Source organism: Parahaliea mediterranea (genome assembly GCF_017255185.1).
Classification (GTDB): domain Bacteria; phylum Pseudomonadota; class Gammaproteobacteria; order Pseudomonadales; family Halieaceae; genus JAFKCZ01.
In genome coordinates this window covers 211168-231506 of record NZ_JAFKCZ010000005.1, presented here as the reverse complement: position 1 = coordinate 231506, position 20339 = coordinate 211168, and the positions used below count along the sequence as shown (strand labels likewise).

Sequence of the window (20339 nt, the reverse complement as noted above, 5' to 3'; positions counted from 1 at the left end):
AGGCGCTTACAGCAGGTGCATGCCGCCGTTGGCGCACAGGGTCTGGCCGGTGCAATAGGAGCCCTCACCACTGGCCAGGAACAGCACGGCATTGGCGATTTCCTCCGGCTCGGCCAGCCGCTCCAGCAACACGCCTCGGGCGATCTGGTCCTGCCACTCACGCGAGATGCCGGCCATGGCCGGAGTCCGCGTGGGGCCCGGCGCCACCGCGTTGACGCGGATGCCGCGAGCGCCCACCTCCTGGGCCAGCGACTTGGTCAGGCCGAGAATCGCCGCCTTGCTGGCGCAGTAGTGGGCGCCGCCCTCACCGCACAGGGCCGAGGTGCTGGAGATGTTGACGATGGCGCCGGCGATGTCCAGGCGGCTCATCAGTCGCAACGCCTCCCGGCAACAGTAGAAGGTGCCGTTAATATTGACGTTCATCACCGCCAGCCAGCCTTCGTCGCCCATGTCGATGGTGTGATCGGCGTAGACCGTGGGCGTCTCGCCGCGGGCCAGCTGGGCGCCGCGCTCGGCCATGCGCTGCTGGTAGAGGTCGGAGCCGTCTCCCGGGGCCTGGCCGATGCCGGCGTTGTTGACCAGGATGTCCAGGCGGCCGAAGCGCTCCTCGCAGCGGGCGAAGACCGCGGCCACCTCGGCACTGTCGGTCACGTTGCAGGTCAGCGCCAGGGCCTCGCCGGGGCAGGCGGCGGCGGTATCCTCCACCGCCTGCCGGTTCATATCGACCGCCACCACCGCGGCCCCCTCCCGGGACAGGGTCACGGCGATGGCGCGGCCGATGCCCTGGCCGGCACCGGTCACAATGGCGACTTTACCCGCCAGTCGTTGAGTCATGATCGGGCTCCCCGGTAGCGCAAAGGGGCCCCATACTAGCCCCGCCACCCGTGCAAATAAACGATTTACTTTGCACATATCGAGTGCAAATATGCAGCACATGTTGAATTGGAACGACTTGAAATACCTCCTCGCCACAGTCCAGGCCGGCAGTTACAACCGCGCCGCGGAGGAACTCGGGGTCAACCGCACCACCATTGCCCGGCGCATCGCCGCGCTTGAGCAGCAGCTGGACGCGCCGCTGCTGGAGAGCGGCAATGGCGGCTACCGGCTGACGGAGGAGGGCCGGCTCGCCCTCGACAGCGCCCGCCGCTTCGAGCAGGAAGCTCACCAGCTGGAGAGCCGGCTGACACGGGGCGGCGGGGAACTGCGCGGCTCCCTGCGGGTCGCCGCCCCCCTGGGGCTGGGGCCGGAATTCATGGCCGAGCTGGCGGCCTTCGGCAACGCCTACCCGGCGGTGCGCGTGGAACTGATCAACACCCAGGACCCGGTCAGCAGCCTCAACCAACGGCAGGCGGATGTCGGCATTGCCGTCACCCACGACCTGCCCGACTACCTCAGCGGCCGCCGGGTCGCGGTACTGCAGCGGGCGGTCTACGCCAGCGAGCGCTACCTCGCGGACCATCCCGCCACCCTCCCCCTGGGCGAGCACCGCTGGATCGGCTGGGGAAGGGAGATGGCCCACACCGAAGTGGCCCGCTGGATGCAGCACCACCTGCCGGCCCAAACCGCGGTCGGCCTGCGGGTCAACTCCTGGCACGCGCTGCGCGAGGCGGTTCGCCAGGGGCTCGGGGTCAGCCACCTGTGGTGTTTTCTCGCCGGGGACATCGGCGACCTGCGCGCCATCACCCCCGTCACCAGGGCGCTGGATATCGGCCTGTGGCTGTGCCACCACGGCGAGGTGCGGAACAACCGCCGGGTGAGCGCCTTTGTGGATACTCTGGCGCCGTTGCTGCAACGACGGGCCGGCGATAGCGACTGAGCCCGGCCAACACCGCAGGTCATCTATATGGAGGATGTGTGGCGCCGCGCTCGCGGTCAGAATCACTGACCCGGCGGGAGGTCCGTGCCGGGCCAGGGCCGGGCGGAAAAAGCACCGGCCGGTACTATCGCCAAACACAGGGAGCCCAGCCCATGGTCCATCATCTGCAGGCCCAAGCAGAGCCTATCACCGAGCACGAAGACGCGATTCGCGACAAACTGCGGGAGCTGAATGTCCCCGCCCTGCTGATGTCCATCGTGCACATGACCGGCGACACCGGCGTCCTGTCGCGGGTCCGCGCGCCGCGCATGATCAACGTGGTCGAGGCCAGCGCCGGGGGCGAGGAAGTGCTGGAGGGCGGCTACACCCGGGCCGAGGCGGAGCAGGTACACGAGGAGCTGTTGAAGGCCATCGCCGCCTACCGCGCCCGCGGTTGCACCCTGCCCGAGCTGGACGACTCGGTGAGCGCCCATCTCTACGAATACATGTGCGGCCACGAGCTCGACCAGCAGTACCTGGATTTCATCCGCGAGGAAATCGCCCTGGACGGCGTCGACCGCCGCGGCCTGCAACTGGAGACCGAGGCCCTGAAGGCCGCCGCCGCGGACTTCCCGGTGGTGATCATCGGCGCCGGCATGGGCGGCGTGCTGGCGGCCATCCGCCTCGACGAGGCGGGCGTTCCCTGCACCGTGATCGAGAAAAACCCCGGCATCGGTGGCACCTGGTTCGAAAACCACTACCCCGGTTGCCGGGTGGATGTGCCGGGCCACAGCTACAGCTATTCCTTCGAACCCAACCACGACTGGAGCTGCCACTACCCGCTGGCGGACGAGATTCGCGCCTACTTCGACCGCTGCGCGCAGGACTACGACGTCAAGCGCCGCATCCGCTTCAACACCGAGGTGGAGGCGGCGCGCTTCGACGATGCCAGCGGCACCTGGGAGGTGACCGTGGTGGACGGCGAGGGCAAGCGCGACACCCTTGTCGCCCGCGCGGTAATCAGCGCGGTGGGCCAGCTCAACCGGCCCAAGCTGCCGGAGATTCCCGGCAGGGACAGCTTCAAGGGCGACCTGTTCCACTCCGCCGCATGGCCCGAGGGCCTGGACCTGACGGGCAAGCGGGTGGCGGTGATCGGCTCCGGCGCCAGCGCCTTCCAGATCATTCCCGAGCTGGCCGGGTGCGCGGCGCACCTCACCGTATTCCAGCGCTCGCCGGCGTGGATGTTTCCCAACCCCGGCTACCATACCCCGGTGGGTGAGGGCCAAAAATGGGCCCTGCGCAAACTGCCCTACTACAGCAAGTGGTATCGCTTCTGGCTGTTCTACACCTCCACCGAGGGGGTCTACGAACAGACCCAGGCGGACCCCAACTGGAAAGAGTCGCGCTCGGTCAGCGCCGCCAACGACGTCATGCGCGAGCAGCTGACCGCCTGGATTGAATCCCAGGTGCGCGACCCGCAGCTGTTGGCCAAGGTGCTGCCCACCTACCCGCCCTTCGGCAAGCGCATCCTGCAGGACAACGGCAGCTACCTCGCCGCCCTGCAAAAACCCAACGTCGAGGTGGTCACCAGCGGTATCGAGGCGATCACCGAAACCGGCGTGCGCACCGCCGACGGCCGCCTGCACGCCGTCGACGCCATCGCCTGCGCCACCGGTTTCCACGCCGACCGCTTCCTGTTCCCGATGGCAGTCACCGGCCGCGATGGGATTTCGCTTAACGAGCAGTGGTCCGGGACCAACGGCCGCGCCTACCTGGGGATCACGGTGCCCAATTTCCCCAACCTGTTCTGCATCTACGGCCCCAACACCAACCTGGTGGTGGCCGGCAGCATCGCCCACAACGCCGAGTCCCAGGTCAACTACATACTGCGCTGCATCCGCCTGCTGCTGGAGCGCGGCAAGCAGACCCTGGAGTGCCGCCAGGCCGTGCACGACGCCTACAACGAACGGGTCGACGCGGTGAACGCCGCCACCGCCTGGGGCTGCCCCCAGGTCGACAACTGGTACAAGAACGACCAGGGCCGGGTGACCGCCAACCTGCCCTTCCGGGTGATCGAGTACTGGCAGATGACCAAGCAGCCGGACCCGGAGGACTACACCTTCCGCTAACAACCCGGCCGCTAACAACCCGGCCGCTAACAGCCCGGCCGCGAACAACCCGGCGGAGCCACGCGCGGCTAGCGAAGGGCAAAGTGCTGGCGCGGATTATACCGCCCGGCGCGGATGCGGCGGGCGGCGGGAGGGTACGGCCCGAAAAAGGCCGGCCTTGCCGCGCGGTGCGCGGTTGACTACTTGACCAGGGCGTTGGTGAAGGTGCAGGTCACGGTTTCGTCGTCGTCCAGTTCCACCATGGCCTGCCGGGCGTCGGTATCGGTGGTGCTGTCCTCGTCGTCACAGCTAATGCTCTCCAGTATGGAAGTACCATCAGGATCCTCCGATACGATGTAACTGCCGGCGGTCAGGCCTTCCAGACTGTGCTGCTCGCCGTCGCCCAACTGGAAGCTCTGGTCCATATAGGTAAAGCCCCACTGTGTATCCACCTGGCCTCCGGTGACTTCCTTGCGAATCACAATACTGCTTCTGGGGATAACGACAATTTCACCCACCTGTATCGGTTCGCACCTGCACTTCGACGGGGTGCCCGGTGCCACATCGTCGACACCGCCGCAAGCCCCCTTGGTGTTATTGTCCCAGCTCAGGCAGCTACCCACGTCGAGAAACCCGTTATCGTCGCTGTCAGTGCACGTGAGATTGACCGCGTCGAGCTGCTTCATTTCCGTGGTTCCCTGGGTAATGTCGCCACAGCTGTCACCATCCAGGTCATCGAAGGCACCATCGCCATCACCCAGTGGGGTCAGGAAATCGCGAATACAGCCATCGTTCTGGCCGCTCATGGACGCTTTTGCGTCGCCGCCATCGGTCGCAAAATAAATGCCGATGTCGTAGCGTTCCTTGGCGCCGCCCTCCAGTACGGCCACCATCGAGTTGATCGAGACGTCGGCGCCCTCGATACACTCGACCGGGCCATCGAGAACATCGATCCGGCTGATACGGACATCGTTGGCGGTACAGACTGCGTTATTGAATTGCGCCTCGTCGTTGAGACAGGCTTCCTGCGCACCGCCGGTTAGCGAATAGGGCGCCAGCGCCGACGCTGCCAGCAGGGCGAGCAGTTGTGGTTTCGGGTGTTGGATCGCGTTCAGTAGTGCGGTAGTAAACGGCTTATTCATGATGCATTCCCCTTGCCTCGGCGGGCTCAGCTTCCAGAGTGGCCACGGGGCGTCGAACAAGGAAACGCATTGCATTCGACCGCTTGGGCCAGCTCAGAACTTTGTGCATCAACCAGGCCATTTATCAAAAAACAGTTACCGTTCATCGGCTTATTAAACCGCCTATACCTCCCCCGACTAAAAAATGTAAAAAATCCTGACGCTGCAACAGGGGTTGGCGAATTGGTTTCAGCCCTTGCCCGCGCGGCGGATACCGAACGCTACGCCCTCCCGCCGGCCCACCACCGCCCCCTGTCTTCAAGCCGTGCCTTCGGCGACAATAGCCGCTCCCATAGCGGGCTGCCGGAGGAGCCCCCAAGTGCAACCACCCACCCTGGAACAGTTCAACGAGCTGCTGGTGGCCCTGTACCGCGGCCCCCGGGAAGACCCGCCCTGGGGCACGTTCCTGCAAGGGCTGCGCGAGCTGATGGATGCGCGCATCACCGTTCTCGCCCTGACCCGTCCGCGGCCCGGCGACCCGGGGGCCTGTTTTGTCAGCGGCATGGAGGTCAACGACACCAGCGAGTTGCAGTACGCCGACAACTACGCGGCCCTGGACCCCTTTCTCAACCTGCCCGACGGCAAGGCGGTCACGCTGGAAGAAATGATTCCGATGGAGGAGCTGCGGCAGACCCCGTTCTACCGCGAATGGCTGCTACCCTCCGGCAATGTCCAGATGCTGGGTCTCGACATCCTGCGCGACAACACCGCGGGCCTGCTGTTGCGCGCCTCCCGCGGCGAGCGGGATTCGCGCTTTGACGAACAGGACAGGACCCTGTTCAACCTGCTGGGTCCGCACCTGCGCGAGCTGCTGCACCTGCTGGACCAGAGCCGGGAACAATCCGTGGAGCGCGATCTCTACAACAGAATCGCCAGCCGGCTGGAAGTCGGGATGCTCATGCTCAATCACCAGGGCGCGGTGGTGCACTCGAACCCGGTGGCCAACCACCTGCTGGCGCGCGGCGACACCCTCCGCCTGCGCAACGGCAAGCTGGTCGCCCTACGGACGGGAGACAACCGTCGCCTGCGGGAGTTGATCGGCGGCGACAGCCAGGATGATCGCCCGGCGCTGGCCCAGGCCATGACACTGACGCCGGAACAGCCGGGGCCGGCCCTTCACCTGCTGGTTAAACCCCTGCCCAAGGTCCCGCCGGGAGACACATCCGATGCAAAACTGTTGGTTCAGGACCAGGAGCGCGCCCCCCGCACCGCCATCTATATCAGCACCCCCGGCCTGCTGACACCGGAGCAGCAGGGCATACTGCAGCAGCTGTTCGACTTCACCCCCAGCGAGGCCCGCCTCGCCATCGCCCTCGCCAACGGTTTGAGCCTGGACGATATCGCCGCGCAGTGGAACGTGACCCGCAACACCCTGCGCACCCATTTGCGGGGCGCCTTCCAGAAAGCCGGTGTCAACCAGCAGTCGGCCCTGGCCAGCCTGGTGCTGCGCTCGGTGGCGGGACTCGGTTGAATAGTCATACCACGCCGGGCGCCGGGACGATTTAATCCATTTGAGGGAAGCCGCGGCAAGCCGCCCTCCCTAGCCTCGTGAGCCCGACTATAACAAGGTCCATCGAGGTACCAAGTATGTTCCACCGCAATCCGCGCCACCCCTTCGTCCTGTCCACGCTTCCCCTGGCGCTCGCCGCCGCGATCGCGCCGGCAGCGGCCCAGGACCCGATTGACAGCCCTCGTCGCGCATCCGCCCTGGAGGAGGTGATCGTCACCGCGCAGAAGCGCGAGGAGTCCCTGCAGGACGCGCCCATCGCGATCTCCGCGTTTTCATCCGCGGACATCGAGAACATGGGTGTCGAACAGGTCACCGACGTCACCCATTTCACCCCGAACATGTCCCTGCACCGGCAGTCCGCCTCCAATGCCACGGTGAACTTCTCGATCCGCGGCATCACCGAGCCGGAGCCCTCGATGAGCGTCGACCCGGCCGTGGGCGTCTACATGGACGGCATCTATATGGCCCGCAACAACGGCCTGGCCTTCGACGTGGTCGACCTGGAGCGCATTGAAGTGCTGCGCGGTCCCCAGGGCACCCTGTACGGCCGCAACAGCACCGGCGGCGCGATCAACATCGTCACCGCCAAGCCCAGTGGCGAATTCGAGTTCCAGCAGTCGGTGAGCGTGGGTAACTACGACCGGCTCAAGGCCCACACCATCGTCGACCTGCCGACGGTTGCCGGCGTTTCCGCCAAGCTGTCCTACCTCTACAACACCCAGGGCGGCTGGGTGGACAATGAGACGACCAACTTCCAGCAGGGCAGGGCCGACGATTTCGGCGAACAGGATAACGACGCCTACCACATCGCCCTGAACTGGGCGGCCAGCGACACCTTTACGGTGGACTACAGCTTCGACAAGACCGATGGCACCGGCACCCCGGCGGCCTTCCAGCTGACCCGCGCCGAAGCAGTACCGGCCTCGGTGTTCGGCGCCAATTTCGACCCCAACCTGAGCTTCGGGCCGGGCGCCAATGACGGCGGTATCGCCGATTCCGTGCTGCTGGGCACCTACGCCGCCTTTGGCAATGCGCCGGTATCCAGCCAGTGTTCGACCGACCCGAGCTGCACCGCCTTCGCCAACACCGCGAACCCGGCCTTCGGCGGCGCCACCCCGGCCCAGGCCCAGCTGGGCACCTTCCTCGGGGTGTACGGCAACGCCGCCGCGGCGGCGGACGAGGACCGCAAAGACGCGCTGAACCTGCCCTATGCCGGCCGGGAGCAGATGGACATCGAGGGCCACAGCGTCACCGCCACCTGGGACATCACCGACACCCTGACCGTGAAGTCCCTCACCGGCTACCGCGAAATGGACCTCAACCACCGCACCGGCCTGTCCGGCGGCGGCTTCCTCGACCTGACCGCTGTCGGCGGCGGCGTGGTCACCTTGTTCGCGGCGGGCGCCCCCAACCGCAAATCCCACGAGCAGTTCTCCCAGGAATTCCAGTTCCTGGGCGATGTGGGCCAGTTCCAGTACCTGGCCGGCCTGTACTACTTCAACGAAGAAGCCGAGGAAGTCACCCGCGAGCAGACCGCGTTCCTGTTCGGCGACTTCGGCACCCAGCGCAGCTACCAGACTGACAACTCGGCCTGGGCGGCCTTCGGCCAGCTGACCTACACCCCCGCGGCGTTCGACGACAGGCTGGATATCACCCTGGGCCTGCGCTACACCGAGGACGAGCGCGAAATCACCATCGACGAGGTGGTCAACGGCCTGCCCGCTTCCGGCACCTTCGATACCACCTTCGACAACACCAGCGGCAGCCTGACCTTCGACTACGCCTTTGACATGGATGTCACCGGTTACTTCCGCGTGGCCACCGGCTACAAGGCCGGCGGCTTCCTGTCGCGGACCTCCATCGCCAACCAGCAGCCCTTTGACGCCGAGACCCTGACCTCCTACGAGATTGGCCTCAAGTCCCAGTGGCTGGAGAACCGCCTGCGCCTGAACGGTGCCATCTTCTACAGCGAATACGACGACAAGCAGGTAACCCAGTTCGTGCCCACCACCACCGGCGCGGAGAGCACGGTCCAAAACGCCGCGGCGGCGAGCTACCAGGGCCTGGAGCTGGAACTGATCGCCATCCCCTTGGAGGGCCTGACCCTGAACTTCAACTACGGCTACCTGGATCCGGAATACGACGAATACAGCTTCTTCGATCCCACCGGCCAGTTCTGCGGCGCCCCCGGCACCACCTGCGACGTGAGCGACCGCGGCGTGTTCGCCAACGCGCCGGAGAATACCGCCTCGGCGGGCATCCAGTACGACTTCCACGCCTTCAGCTTCGGCCAGTTGAGCGCACGGGTGGACGTGGCCTACAGCGACGGCTACACCTACGGCACCATCGAGAACCGCTTCGACGAATTCGTACGCAACGACGCCTTCACCCTGGTGAACGCGCGCATGATCCTGTCGGACATCGATTTGGGGGACGCCGGCAACCTGACCGCAACCCTGTGGGGCAAGAACCTGACCGACGAGTTCTACCGCCAAAGCGGCATCGGCGCCTTCGAGTCAGTGGGCTTCGCCGGCGTGGTGTACAACCCGCCGCGCATGTACGGCTTCGACCTCGACTACCGCTTCTAACAAAGCCAAAAGGAGCCAAAAGGGGTCGGATACCTATTCCTTGAAATAGGTATCCGACCCCTTTTTTTCGATCGCTTCTGACAAACGCAATGGGGGACGAATAATAGTTGTAGGGCCGAATTTATTCGGCCATTGATGCCTTGGGCACCGTTTTTGGTCGAATAAATTCGACCCTACAGAGGGCAACATACCCTGTTTTTGACTTAAGTAAGTACCATTCGTATCCGTCCCCTATTACTTACGGCTTTGTTTCCGCCGCTTTTTCCTTCGCCACCAGCTCGCGAACATCCGCGAGCAACTTGTCCTTGTCGAACACGATACCGTCGCGGACCACGTAGCGGATGCCTTCCGTGCGACCCAATTCACCAGTTTCCGGGTCCAGGCGCAGGTGGCCGGTGCCGTAGAGCACCTTGAAGTTGGCCACCGGGTTTTCACGCACAATCACCAGGTCGGCTTTCTTGCCGATTTCCACCGAGCCGATGTCCCCGTCCATGCCCAGCAGTTCCGCCCCGTTGAGCGTGGCGGAGGTGAGTACCTCCAGGGGATGGAATCCCGCCTCCTGCAGCAGCTCCAGTTCACGCACGTAGGCGAAGCCGTAGAGCTTGTAGATAAAGCCCGCGTCGGAGCCCACGGTGACCCGGCCGCCGGCGTTCTTGTAGTCGTTCACGAACTGCATCCAGAGGCGGTAGTTGCGCTTCCAGGCCACCTCGTCGGCGGTACTCCAGTCGAAAAAGAAGGAGCCGTGCACCTTGGGGTTGGGTTCGAAGGCGCGCATGATGTAGGGCATGCTGTAGTCGGCGTGCCACTCGGCGGTGCGGGCGCGCATCACATCCCGGCTGGCCTCGTAAATGGTGAAGGTGGGGTCGATGGTGAAGTCCAGCTCCACCAACTCCTCGATGGTCGCCCGCCAGCGCTCGGAACCGGGCGCGGCGGCCTGCCGCCACAAACGCCCGGCCTCGCCGAAACGATGCTGTTCGTTACTGTAGTTGTAGTCGAGGGGGTAATCCTGGATGCGCCGGTCGTCGAACATCGCCTCCGGCAACCCGTACCAGTGCTCCATGCTGTCCAGGCCCATGCGCGCGCTGTCGAGCACATTGATGCGGGTAACCGAGAGCTGGGCGTGGTGGTAGGCGGTTTTCATGCCCAAGTCCTGGGCCTCCACCATCGCCGCCTCGATCAGCTCGGGGGCGGCGCCGAGGAATTTAACCCCGTCGGCGCCGCGCTTGCGCACGCTTCGCACCCAGGCGCGGGCCTCCGCCGGTGAATCCATGGCCTCGGGGAACATCGAGTGCACCACCATGCGCGGCGCGGTGATCTCGCCCCTGGCGCTGCGCGCCTTGTGCTCCAGGGTCCAGCCCAGGCCCATCATCGCGCCGACATCGCGCACCGTGGTGATACCGTGGGCCAGCCACAGCTTAAACACATACTCGGGGTCGGTCAGCGAGCCCGCCGCGGCATGGGAGGGCGTGCCCAGGTGGGCGTGGGCATCGACGAAACCCGGTAGCACATAGTGTCCGCCGGCGTCGATCACCCGGGTGTCCCCGCCCCAGCCTTCTTCCCCGCCGTGAATGCCGGCGGTGCCGCCACCGCGAATATCCACGATGCGGTCGCCCTCGATCACGATGCTGACCGGCCCCCGCGGCGGCGCGCCGGTGCCGTCCACCAGGGTCGCGTTCTCGATCACCAGGCGCGCGAAGGGCCCCTCGCTTTCGTCGCCTCGCGGCGGCGCCATGCGCGGCGGCGCGATGCCGGCGGCCAGGGCCGGACTGACCCCCTCCTCACCGGGCTCCACCTCGGCGGCCACGGCGCCGGTTGCGGAACAGATGGCGGCCAGCGCCAGGGCGGATGCTATGGTTTTCACGGCGTGCTCCTTGTGTCGTTATCCGATCTAATATATCACCGTGGCCAGTCGCCGGCACAAGCGACGCCGGGAGCGCGGCGACAGACTTCGCCGGTCAGCGCTTGCGGTACTCCCGCGGCGTATAGCCCAACAGGCGTTTAAAGGTACGGCAGAAAAACGCCGCGTCTCCATAGCCGCACTCGGCGGCGATCCGGGACACAGGCAGCGCGGTGGAGCGCAACAGGCGGGCGGCGTGCATCATGCGCTGCTCGTCGCGCCAGGCCAGCACCGTGGCCCCGGTCTGCTGCTTGAACAGGTGCGCCAGGCTGGAACGGGACATGGCCGCGGCCGCGGCCACCTGCTCCACCGAAAACGGCCGGTTGAAGTTGGCCTCGATGAAACGCTGGGCTTTTTTCACCCTCTCGTCGGTTTGCGCCTGGCTGCCGGCGGGCATCAATAGCCGGCAGCGCAGAATGATCTGCTCCAGCAAATTGTGGTCAAGCTCGGTTTTCATCGCGCCGGCATGACTGTAGTTGTCGAGCAACAGGGCAAACGCCCGCTCGAGTTCCGCCTGCCGGCCACCCTCCGCGCGCAGGTAACCGACCAACGGACCCACCTTGGGCCAGTCCAGCCACTCCTGCCAATGCCGGGCCGCCTGGAAGGCAACCCAGTAGTGCCCCCAGACTTCATGCTCCGGTGCGCGCGCGAAGGACATCACCGCGCCGGGCTCGAACAGGGCGGCGTCGCCGGGCTTCATCCACACCCTGCGCAGGCCGGTGTCGATCACACCGCCACCTTCCACGCAATACAGCATCATCCAGCCAGTCGCCCCGGCACTGCGGCCCAGCTGCCGGTCGTAGGGGCTGCCGCTGACGCGCGGCGCGTAGCCCGCCACCACCGGTTGCGAAAACAGGGTTTCCACGCCCACGCCGTTGACGTATTGGTCGATAAAGCCGCGCGCCCAACTCTCGGAGCGGCGCCCTGGGCGTGCCAGGTACTGCCGGTTGGCTCGCGCCAACGCACGCAGGGCCGGGTTCCGCGGCAGCTGTTGCACCACGACCGCCGCCAGTTGCCGGAACGAGTCAGCCCCCCCGGGGCCGTGGCCGGCGTGAAAATGGTCCGACGCCAGGGCGTATTCGCGGTCGGAAACCGGCGCCCTGGCAATGATCTTCAACAGAATGCCGGCAACTCTTTTTAGATCGGGCGTTTTTGCAGAATCATTCAATTTGTTAACAGAATACTGCTATTTATCCTCATTAAGCGCGAGGATAATCCAATCCAGTCCACTGTCATAGAGCGAGATGGCTTATGCTGATCAAAGGCGGAACGGTTGTAGACGGCACCGGGGCGGCGGGTTTTGTCGCGGACGTGCGCATCGAGGGGGACCTGATTGCCGAGGTCGCGCCCGACCTGGCGGCTGGCGACGGCGAACAGGTGGTGGATGCCAGCGGCTGCATTGTCAGCCCCGGATTTATCGAATCCCACACCCATTTCGATGGCGCCATGTGGTGGGACCCCAATCTCGATCCGCTGCCCGGCTACGGCGTGACCACCTCGGTCATGGGCAACTGCGGGTTTTCCGTCGCCCCGGTCCACGACGACGAGGCCGTGCGCCGGGAAGTGGTCGGCATCTTTTCCTTTTTCGAGGACATCCCCCAGGCGCCGTTTTTCAGCGAGCTGCCCTGGGATTGGCGTTCCTGGCCCGAATACCGGGAATCGATGGAAAGGAACCTCAAGGCCACCACCAACTACACCGCCTTTGTCGGGCACATTGCCATTCGCCTGGCGGTCATGGGGATGGAGGCCTGGGAGCGCGCCGCCACCACGGAGGAAATCGAGAGGATGGCAGTGCTACTGGACGAGGCCCTGAAGGCCGGCGCCATCGGCATGTCCTCCAACCTGATGGACCACGATGGCGAGGACCGCGCGGTGCCCAGCCTCAAGGCCGACGACGCCGAGTGGAAAACCCTGATGGGCGTGCTGGCACGCCACCCGGGCAAGTCCCTGCAGGTGATTGTCGATACTTTCCGGGCGCTGCAGGCGCCGCAGCAGGTGGCCCACCTGGCGGAACTGGCGAAAGACCTGCCCCTGCGAATGCAGTGGGCGGGCCTGCCAACGCTACAATTCCAGAAGGATTTCGGCCTCACCGCGCCACTGGCCGAACTGCACGAGACCTTCAAGGCCGAGGGCAGGGACTACTGGACCGGCTACGCCCACGTGGCAATCACCTCCACCATGAGCCTGAACCGCTCGCTGATCTTCGCCCAGTCCAACGACTACGTCTGGCACGAAGTCGTGCTGAAAGAGAGCGAAGAGGAGAAGCTGGCGCTATTGAAGGACCCCGACTGGCGCGAGCGCGCCCGCGACTCCTGGGACAACAAGGTGCACGCCTTCTCGCCGATGCGCTCCAATCCCCGCGGGGCCACGCTGGACAACTCGGCCAACGGCGCCGGCCCGGTGCACATCTCCCTGGGCGACTACCAGGACCGGATTGGCGCGCCCCACCCCTCCGACGCCCTGGCGGAGTGGTTTATCGCCAACGGCCTGGAATCCACCGCGACCATCGCCCCCTTCGAACGCGACCAGGAGGTGTTGGTCAAGCTGATGAAAGACCCGATGACCGTCGGCAACATCTCCGACGCCGGCGCCCACGGCCAGATGATGTGCGGCGGCGGCGAGAACATCAAACTGTTCACCCAGTTCGTGAAGGAAAGCGGCGACCTCACGGTCGAGGAGGCGGTGCACATCCAGACCGGGCGCCTGGCCAAACACTTCGAACTGCTGGATCGCGGCGTGATCGCCGTTGGCAAGCGCGCGGATGTCGTGGTGTTCAACCTGGATGAAATCCAGCACCACCGCAAGGAGAAAGTCTACGACGTGCCCACCGGCGATGGCGCCTATATCTGGCGCTGGACCCGCCCCGCCGCGCCCGTACGCCTGACCCTGGTCAACGGCGAGCCGACCTTCGCCGCGGGCAAGGCGACGGGCGAATTGCCCGGCAAGTACATCAGCACCGTTTCCGCGACCTGATGCCATCCGCATCCGGCGCCGGGCCGCTACGGGCACCGTCGCCGGGGCGGCCGCTCTGCTTCAACGACCGCAAACCACCTCACACCGGCCTGGCGGGATGACGGCGACTTGGACGCCACGGGCAACAAGGCACTATGCTGTGCTGTATTGCAACGCGCCCCCAAGCCACCGTGGAGGAAAACCATGCGGGTTCTCAACGTACTGCTCACCGGTATCGCCCTCGCCCTGCCCGGCACCATCGCGGCACAAGTGCCCTCGGGCGCGCCCCTCGAGGTACAACGCATTATCAAGGATCGCGGACTGGACACGGCGCCAAGGCTCCTGCGCCAGTATCCACAATGGTCGCCAAGCAAGGTCGTGGTGGCCCTGCCGCGAGGTTTTGGGAGTGCACTGCCGGACTACGAAAAGCGCCTGCGGGAGGTCGCCGGCGATGTGGAACTGGTGTTCGACCGCGGCGGCGACTGGTATCCGGACCCGGCCCTGCTGGAAGGCGCCGACGGGCTGATCGGCTTCTGCGGCGAGGCGGTACTGAGCCAGGCAAAGGACCTGTTCTGGCTGCACAGCTACACCGTGGGTATCGACCGCTGCTCGAGCCTGGACGAGGCGCTGTGGCGGGAGCGGGTGTTCAGCAACAGCCAGCGCCTGTCGGGCCCGACCATCGCCGAACACAGCATCGCCATGCTGCTGTCGCTCGCGAGGGGACTGCCGGCCTACCACCGGGCGCAAATGGACGGGACCTGGAACCGCGATATCGCCGGCGATGAACACTTCGGCGAACTCGGCGGCAAAACCCTGCTGGTGGTCGGGCTCGGCGGCATTGGCACGGAGGTGGCGCGCCGCGCCCACGGCCTGGGCATGCGGGTGATCGCCACCCGCAACTCCTCCCGCGAGGGCCCCGACTTCGTGGACTACGTGGGCCTGGCGGATGAGCTGGGCAAACTGTCCGGGGAAGCCCATGTGATCGTCAACGCCCTGCCGCTTACCGACGCCACTCGCGGCCTGTTCGACGCGGACTTTTTCGCCGGCGCCCGTCCCGGACACATCTTCCTCAGTGTCGGTCGCGGCGGCAGCACGGTTACCGACGACCTGGTGGCCGCCCTGCGCTCGGGCCAGGTCTACGGCGCCGGCCTGGACGTCACCGACCCCGAGCCACTGCCCGCAGACCACCCCCTGTGGCGGATGAAGCGAGTACTCATTACCCCCCACGTCGCCGCCAGCGGCGGCGACGCCAGCCGGCGCGCGGCGCTGATCGCGGTGGAAAACCTGCGCCGCTATGTCGCCGGCGAAGCCCTGTTGAGCCCGGTGGACATGCAGAAGGGCTACTAAAGCCCAGCCCGGAACTCCCCCGCCCGGCGGCCGGAAAACGGCGGTCCAACTTGACATTTTATCGGAATCGGAATACATATACCGTTATAGAGTGCACCGACACAAGCCAATAACAATACCGGAGTCATTCATATGCGAACCGTATACCTTTTCCTCATCGCCACGCTGGGCTTGTCCATGGCAGTCCAGGCCGAGGCCAGCTCACGCTGCAGCGAGCGGCCGAAAACCTGGTTTAGCCCCGGAGAAATCAGCTGCTCGTACCGCAGCCTGACCCTGCCGTCGGGGCCCCTGACCAGCCGTGAAATCAAGTACGAGCTGCCCACCGGCACGCCACCCCCCGCGGGCTGGCCCGTAGTCCTGCTGTACCAGGGCTCGATTTTTCCGGTGGAATTCACCCGCGATACCAACGCCCCCTTCGGCGGTTACTACGAGGCCAAAACCATCAAGACCCTGCTCGACAACGGCTATGCGGTGCTGGCGCCACGCGCGCCGCTGGAGCTGGCCTGGCTAACCAATTCCGCCGGCCCCGCCACCGTCTACGAGCTCACCACTGACTACGAGTTCCTGGGAAACGTCATGGAACATATCGCCCTCGGTGGGTTCGGGCCGCTGGACGCATCGCGCAAATACGCGACCGGGATTTCGAGCGGCGGCTACAATACCAGCCGAATGGCGGTATCGTTCCCCGGTGAGTTCAAGGCGCTGGTGGTCCATTCGGGCAGCTATGCGACCTGCCTCGGCCCCGCTTGCGTGGTACCGCTGAGCCTGCCCGCCGACCACCCGCCCACCTTTTTCATTCACGGCTTTATCGACACCATCGTTCCCTGGTGGAGCATGGACAACTACTACGACAGGTTGCTGTGGCACGGCATCGAAACCGGTCGCCATACCGACCTCGGCGGCGGCCACGAATGGCTGCCACAGTCCGCCGGGCTGGTGCTGAACTGGTTCAACAGCCACCCCTGACACAGAACCTGCCTGTCGCGACTGGACGGCATTCCACTCCAGTCGCCGACCGACCGTGCTATGATCCGGGCTTCCACTGGCCAGGCCGATTCGTTCATGGAAGTCTTTAAACCACTGATTAGCGTGCCCATGCCCGCCCAGGCCCGCAGCCAGCAGGCGCTGGATCGCTTCCTCGCCGCGGGGGAGGCCCTGCTTGCGGCCAACCGCTTTGAAGAAGCGGGCGTCGCGGAAATCGCCCGCGAGGCGAATTCTTCCGTGGGTACTTTTTACAGGCTACTCGAGGACAAGGAGCGTTTACTGCTGCTGTTGTTGCAGCGCTTCCTGATGAACGTCGAGCAGATTGTGGACGAAGAATTCGACCCGGAGGCCTGGGCCGGAAAAAGCCTCGACGACGTGGCCCATGGGCTGGTGGGATTTCTGGTCCAACTCTACAAGGGGCGGCGGGGCGTGCTGCGCGCGCTGATTCTGCAGGCCTCCCGCGACACCAAGGTACGCGATCGCATCCACGTCACCAACGATTTTGTGTCGCGCAAGACCTCGGCGGTACTGCGCCTGCACCGCGAGGAAATCCGGCACGCCAAGCCAGACAAGGCCGCGCGCTTCATTTCCCATGTGATCCTGGGCGCCCTCAACCAGCACACCATTACCGGTGCCCTCGGCAATGTCAGCCAGCGGGAACTGTGCGATGAGCTCAGCCGTGTCTTCCTCTCCTACCTGGCAATGAAATAGTCATCCGCGAGCGCCGGCCCGCCATCGCCTGACCACCGCGGGACTATCACCCAACGCGCCGGCCCGGCCATACAATAAATAATTATTGTAATCGGAATTCGGATTCCATATTATCTGATTGAATTCAGCTATCGAATCGCGGTTCCCGTACATGCCATATTTCACCCACCGCCAAGTTGACTTGCACTACCAGGTGGACGGGGCGGGCGATACCGTCCTGCTCCTGCACGGCCTGGGCTCTCGCGGCTCGGACTGGGAGTTCCAGCTTCCCGCGCTCGGCGAACACTACCGGGTTGTTACGATCGATCTTCGGGGGCACGGCGACAGCGACCCCGGCGCGGAACGGCTCACCATCCCGGCCATGGCCGGGGACGTCGTGGCGCTGCTGGACCACCTGGGGCTCGCCAGCGCCCATGTGGTGGGATTTTCCCTCGGCGGCATGGTGGCCCAGCAACTGGCTCTCGATGCGCCCGGCCGCCTGCGCAGCCTGTGCCTGATCAATACCGGCCCGCATGCCCTTTCCGGACGACTGCAACGCTACGGCCAGCTGACGCTGCGCAAGTTCGTGATCCGCGCACTGGGCATGGAGCGCCTGGCGGCCTACCTGTCGCGGCGCCTGTTTCCGCTCCCTGAGCAGGCTCATTTGACGGCGCGCTTTCGCCGCCATATGGCCGCGATGCCGGCGCGCAACTACCTCAACTGCCTCGACGCGCTGCGCCGCTGGGATATCAGTTCCCGGCTGCGGGAGATTCACACCCCCTGCCTGATCATCGCATCGGACGAGGACTACACCCCGGTAGCAGCCAAACGCGCGGTCGCCGCGCAAATCCCCGGTGCGACACTGGCCATCGTGAAGGATTCGAGGCACGCGGCGCCGATGGACCAGCCCGCCGCAATCAATCAGCTGCTACTTGATTTTCTCAACCGCCGGGAGGCGGATACCGCCCACCGGCAAACCCCTGTACCCACAACAGAACCCACAATAACACCCCCAATGGGAGGAGAAGCCCATGCAACAACCCGCTAGTTCACTCGCTCTCGCCGCGCTTGCGCTCGCCGTGCCCGCCGCCGGCCAGGCCCAGTCCCCGGCCGGTACCGTGATGCTGGAAGAGGTGGTTGTCACCGCCCAGCGCCGCGACCAGTCTCTACAGGATGTCCCGCTCTCGGTGAGCGCCTTCAGCGCCGACCAGCTGCAGCAGGCGGGCACCACCACCATCGTCGACCTGCAGCAAGCCGCGCCCAACGTCACCCTGGCGCCCAGCCGGGGCACCAATTCGACACTCACCGCCTTCATCCGCGGCGTCGGCCAGCAGGACCCGCTGTGGGGCTTTGAACCCGGCGTGGGCCTCTACCTCGACGACGTGTACATTGCACGGCCCCAGGGCGCGGTACTGGATGTCTACGATGTCGAGCGGGTGGAGATCCTGCGCGGCCCCCAGGGCACGCTGTACGGCAAGAACACCATCGGTGGCGCGGTAAAATACGTGACGCGCCGCCTCGACGAGGCGACGGCGCTGGACGTGAGCGCCCGGGTCGGCTCCTACAACCAGCGCGACCTCACGGTCTCGGGCAGCACGGCGCTTGCCGACGGGCTGTATCTCGGCGGCGCGCTGGCATCGTTCAAACGCGACGGCTACGGCGAGCTGCTGAGCTTCGACGCGCCGAACTACGACAAGGAGATCCTCAGCGGACGCCTGAGCCTGGAGTGGCACGCCACCGATGCCCTGTACCTGCGCCTGCAGTACGATCGCAGCAACGACAAGTCCAATGCCAAGGGCGGCCATCGCCTGACCGTCGGCGCCATCGGCGGCGCGCCGGTACTGGACGATGTCTTCGATTCCCGGGCCGGGCTCGACCCCGACACCGAGGTCAACACCGAGGGCGCCGCGCTGACTGTGGAGTACAGCCCCGCGGACCGCTGGACGCTGAAGTCCATCACCGCCTATCGCGACGGCGACAGCGTCGGCCCCATCGACTTCGACAACCTGGAGGTGAACGATTTCGACGTGCCAGCCAGTGTCAGCGACCACCAGTTCAGCCAGGAAATACAGTGGCTCTACGACAGCGACAACTGGCACATGGTCTCCGGCCTGTACTATTTCAGTGGCAGCTCCGGCGGCCGCTTCGACGCCATTCTCGGCCAGACGGTACCCGGCGCCCTCATCGGCCTGCCGATCCCCTGGATTCCACTGATCCAGACCACCTACGGCGAGGCCGACACCGAAAGCTATTCCGCCTTCGTCGACGTGGACTACAGCTTCAATGAACAGTGGTCCCTCAATATCGGCGGACGCTATACCGAAGACACCAAGGATGCGACCGTGTTCTCCGAGCAATTCGGCAACCTCAGCGGCGACCCACAAGACCCCTTCCGCATCCCCGTCGCCGTACTGTCCGACTACAGCAACAGCAAAACCTTTTCCGAGTTCTCGCCGCGGATCACCGCGCGCTTCGCGCCGACCGAACAGCTCATGTTCTACGCCGGCTACAGCGAGGGCTTCAAGAGCGGCGGATTCGACATGCGCGGCAACCAGGCCGCCAACCCGCAAACCGTGGAGGGTTTCGACCCGGAAACCGTCGACAGCCTGGAGATCGGCGCCAAGGGCGAGTTCTTCGACCATCGCCTGCGCCTCAACCTGTCGGCATTCCATGCCAACTACAAGGATATGCAGGTGGTGACCGCGGTGGGCTTCGCCAGCAACGCGCTCGGCTTCCCGGTACCGGTGCAGAACGTGGAAAACGTCGGCGAGGCCACGCTGCAGGGCGCGGAACTCGAAGCCGAGGCCCAGCTGCCCATGAATCTACGGTTGGCGGCCAATATCGGCTATATCGATACCACCATCGATGAATGGCTGACCGCCGACCCCGCGAACCCCGGTGGGTTTATCGACGTCTCGTCGCAGCGCGACATACAGAACACCCCGCGCTGGACCGGCCAGGTCGCACTGGCCAGCGACATGGACCTCGGTTCCCGCGGCGCGCTGACCGGCAGTCTGTCGGTGGCCTATCGCTCGGCGGTGCAGATGTTCGAGACGCCCTCGGCGATCGACGAAGACAGCTACACCCTGTGGAACGCCAGCCTGCTGTGGTATTCCCCCGGCGACCACTGGACCGTCGGCCTGCACGGCAAGAACCTCGGCGACCGGGAGTACCGCGTGGCGGGCTACAACTTCCCCACCACCGGCGAGGGCGAGGTCATCGGCTACTACGGCGCGCCGCGGACGGTTTCGCTGCAGGTCGACTACCGTTTCTGACGCGTCGCTGCC

14 protein-coding genes are annotated in these 20339 nt (G+C 65.3%); 10 read left to right on the top strand and 4 right to left on the bottom strand.

Going from position 1 to position 20339, the window contains the following annotated elements:
* Positions 1–6: 6 nt before the first annotated feature.
* Positions 7–834 (bottom strand): SDR family NAD(P)-dependent oxidoreductase, encoded by an 828-nt coding sequence (locus JYP50_RS07900; RefSeq protein WP_206559954.1) that lies wholly within the window; start codon positions 832–834, stop codon positions 7–9.
* Positions 835–925: 91 nt separating this feature from the next.
* Here JYP50_RS07900 and JYP50_RS07895 point away from each other — a divergent pair, with 91 nt between their 5' ends.
* Both JYP50_RS07895 and JYP50_RS07890 read left to right on the top strand, forming a co-directional pair.
* The gene (locus JYP50_RS07895; RefSeq protein WP_206559953.1) at positions 926–1816 is read left to right on the top strand and encodes a LysR family transcriptional regulator; all 891 of its coding nucleotides are present in this window, start codon (positions 926–928) and stop codon (positions 1814–1816) included.
* Positions 1817–1968: 152 nt separating this feature from the next.
* A complete protein-coding gene (locus tag JYP50_RS07890) occupies positions 1969–3924 on the top strand; it encodes a flavin-containing monooxygenase (protein ID WP_206559952.1) in 1956 nt (651 codons plus the stop codon).
* Between the two features lie 179 nt (positions 3925–4103).
* Here the strand turns inward: JYP50_RS07890 and JYP50_RS07885 are convergent, their stop codons facing one another.
* Complete coding sequence (locus JYP50_RS07885; RefSeq protein WP_206559951.1) at positions 4104–5045, bottom strand: hypothetical protein; 942 nt, start codon at positions 5043–5045, stop codon at positions 4104–4106.
* Between the two features lie 358 nt (positions 5046–5403).
* On the opposite strand from JYP50_RS07885, the gene JYP50_RS07880 reads away from it, so the two are divergent.
* Positions 5404–6555, top strand: a complete 1152-nt coding sequence (locus tag JYP50_RS07880) for a helix-turn-helix transcriptional regulator (RefSeq protein ID WP_206559950.1) — start codon at positions 5404–5406, stop codon at positions 6553–6555.
* A 116-nt stretch (positions 6556–6671) separates the two neighbouring features.
* On the top strand, positions 6672–9182 hold the full coding sequence (locus JYP50_RS07875) for a TonB-dependent receptor (protein WP_206559949.1): 2511 nt from the start codon (positions 6672–6674) through the stop codon (positions 9180–9182).
* 238 nt (positions 9183–9420) lie between these two features.
* Here JYP50_RS07875 and JYP50_RS07870 read toward each other — a convergent pair whose 3' ends face one another.
* Positions 9421–11043, bottom strand: a complete 1623-nt coding sequence (locus JYP50_RS07870) for an amidohydrolase family protein (protein ID WP_347136743.1) — start codon at positions 11041–11043, stop codon at positions 9421–9423.
* Between the two features lie 94 nt (positions 11044–11137).
* The gene (gene araC / locus JYP50_RS07865; protein ID WP_206559948.1) at positions 11138–12196 is read right to left on the bottom strand and encodes an arabinose operon transcriptional regulator AraC; all 1059 of its coding nucleotides are present in this window, start codon (positions 12194–12196) and stop codon (positions 11138–11140) included.
* 134 nt (positions 12197–12330) lie between these two features.
* Here araC and JYP50_RS07860 point away from each other — a divergent pair, with 134 nt between their 5' ends.
* From JYP50_RS07860 to JYP50_RS07835, 6 genes are all read left to right on the top strand, one after another.
* Positions 12331–14052: an N-acyl-D-amino-acid deacylase family protein gene (locus tag JYP50_RS07860; protein WP_206559947.1), complete on the top strand. Its 1722-nt coding sequence runs from the start codon at positions 12331–12333 to the stop codon at positions 14050–14052.
* Between the two features lie 183 nt (positions 14053–14235).
* Positions 14236–15378 carry a D-2-hydroxyacid dehydrogenase gene (locus JYP50_RS07855; protein WP_206559946.1) on the top strand — a complete coding sequence of 381 codons (1143 nt, stop codon included), beginning with the start codon at positions 14236–14238 and terminating at the stop codon, positions 15376–15378.
* Between the two features lie 132 nt (positions 15379–15510).
* The gene (locus tag JYP50_RS07850) at positions 15511–16344 is read left to right on the top strand and encodes an extracellular medium-chain-length polyhydroxyalkanoate depolymerase (protein ID WP_206559945.1); all 834 of its coding nucleotides are present in this window, start codon (positions 15511–15513) and stop codon (positions 16342–16344) included.
* A gap of 96 nt (positions 16345–16440) precedes the next feature.
* Positions 16441–17073 carry a TetR family transcriptional regulator gene (locus JYP50_RS07845; protein ID WP_206559944.1) on the top strand — a complete coding sequence of 211 codons (633 nt, stop codon included), beginning with the start codon at positions 16441–16443 and terminating at the stop codon, positions 17071–17073.
* Between the two features lie 151 nt (positions 17074–17224).
* Complete coding sequence (locus tag JYP50_RS07840) at positions 17225–18100, top strand: alpha/beta fold hydrolase (RefSeq protein WP_206559943.1); 876 nt, start codon at positions 17225–17227, stop codon at positions 18098–18100.
* Entirely contained in the window at positions 18084–20327 is a 2244-nt protein-coding gene (locus JYP50_RS07835) for a TonB-dependent receptor (RefSeq protein ID WP_206559942.1), read from the top strand. The genes JYP50_RS07840 and JYP50_RS07835 overlap by 17 nt, the downstream gene beginning before the upstream one ends.
* Positions 20328–20339: the final 12 nt, after the last annotated feature.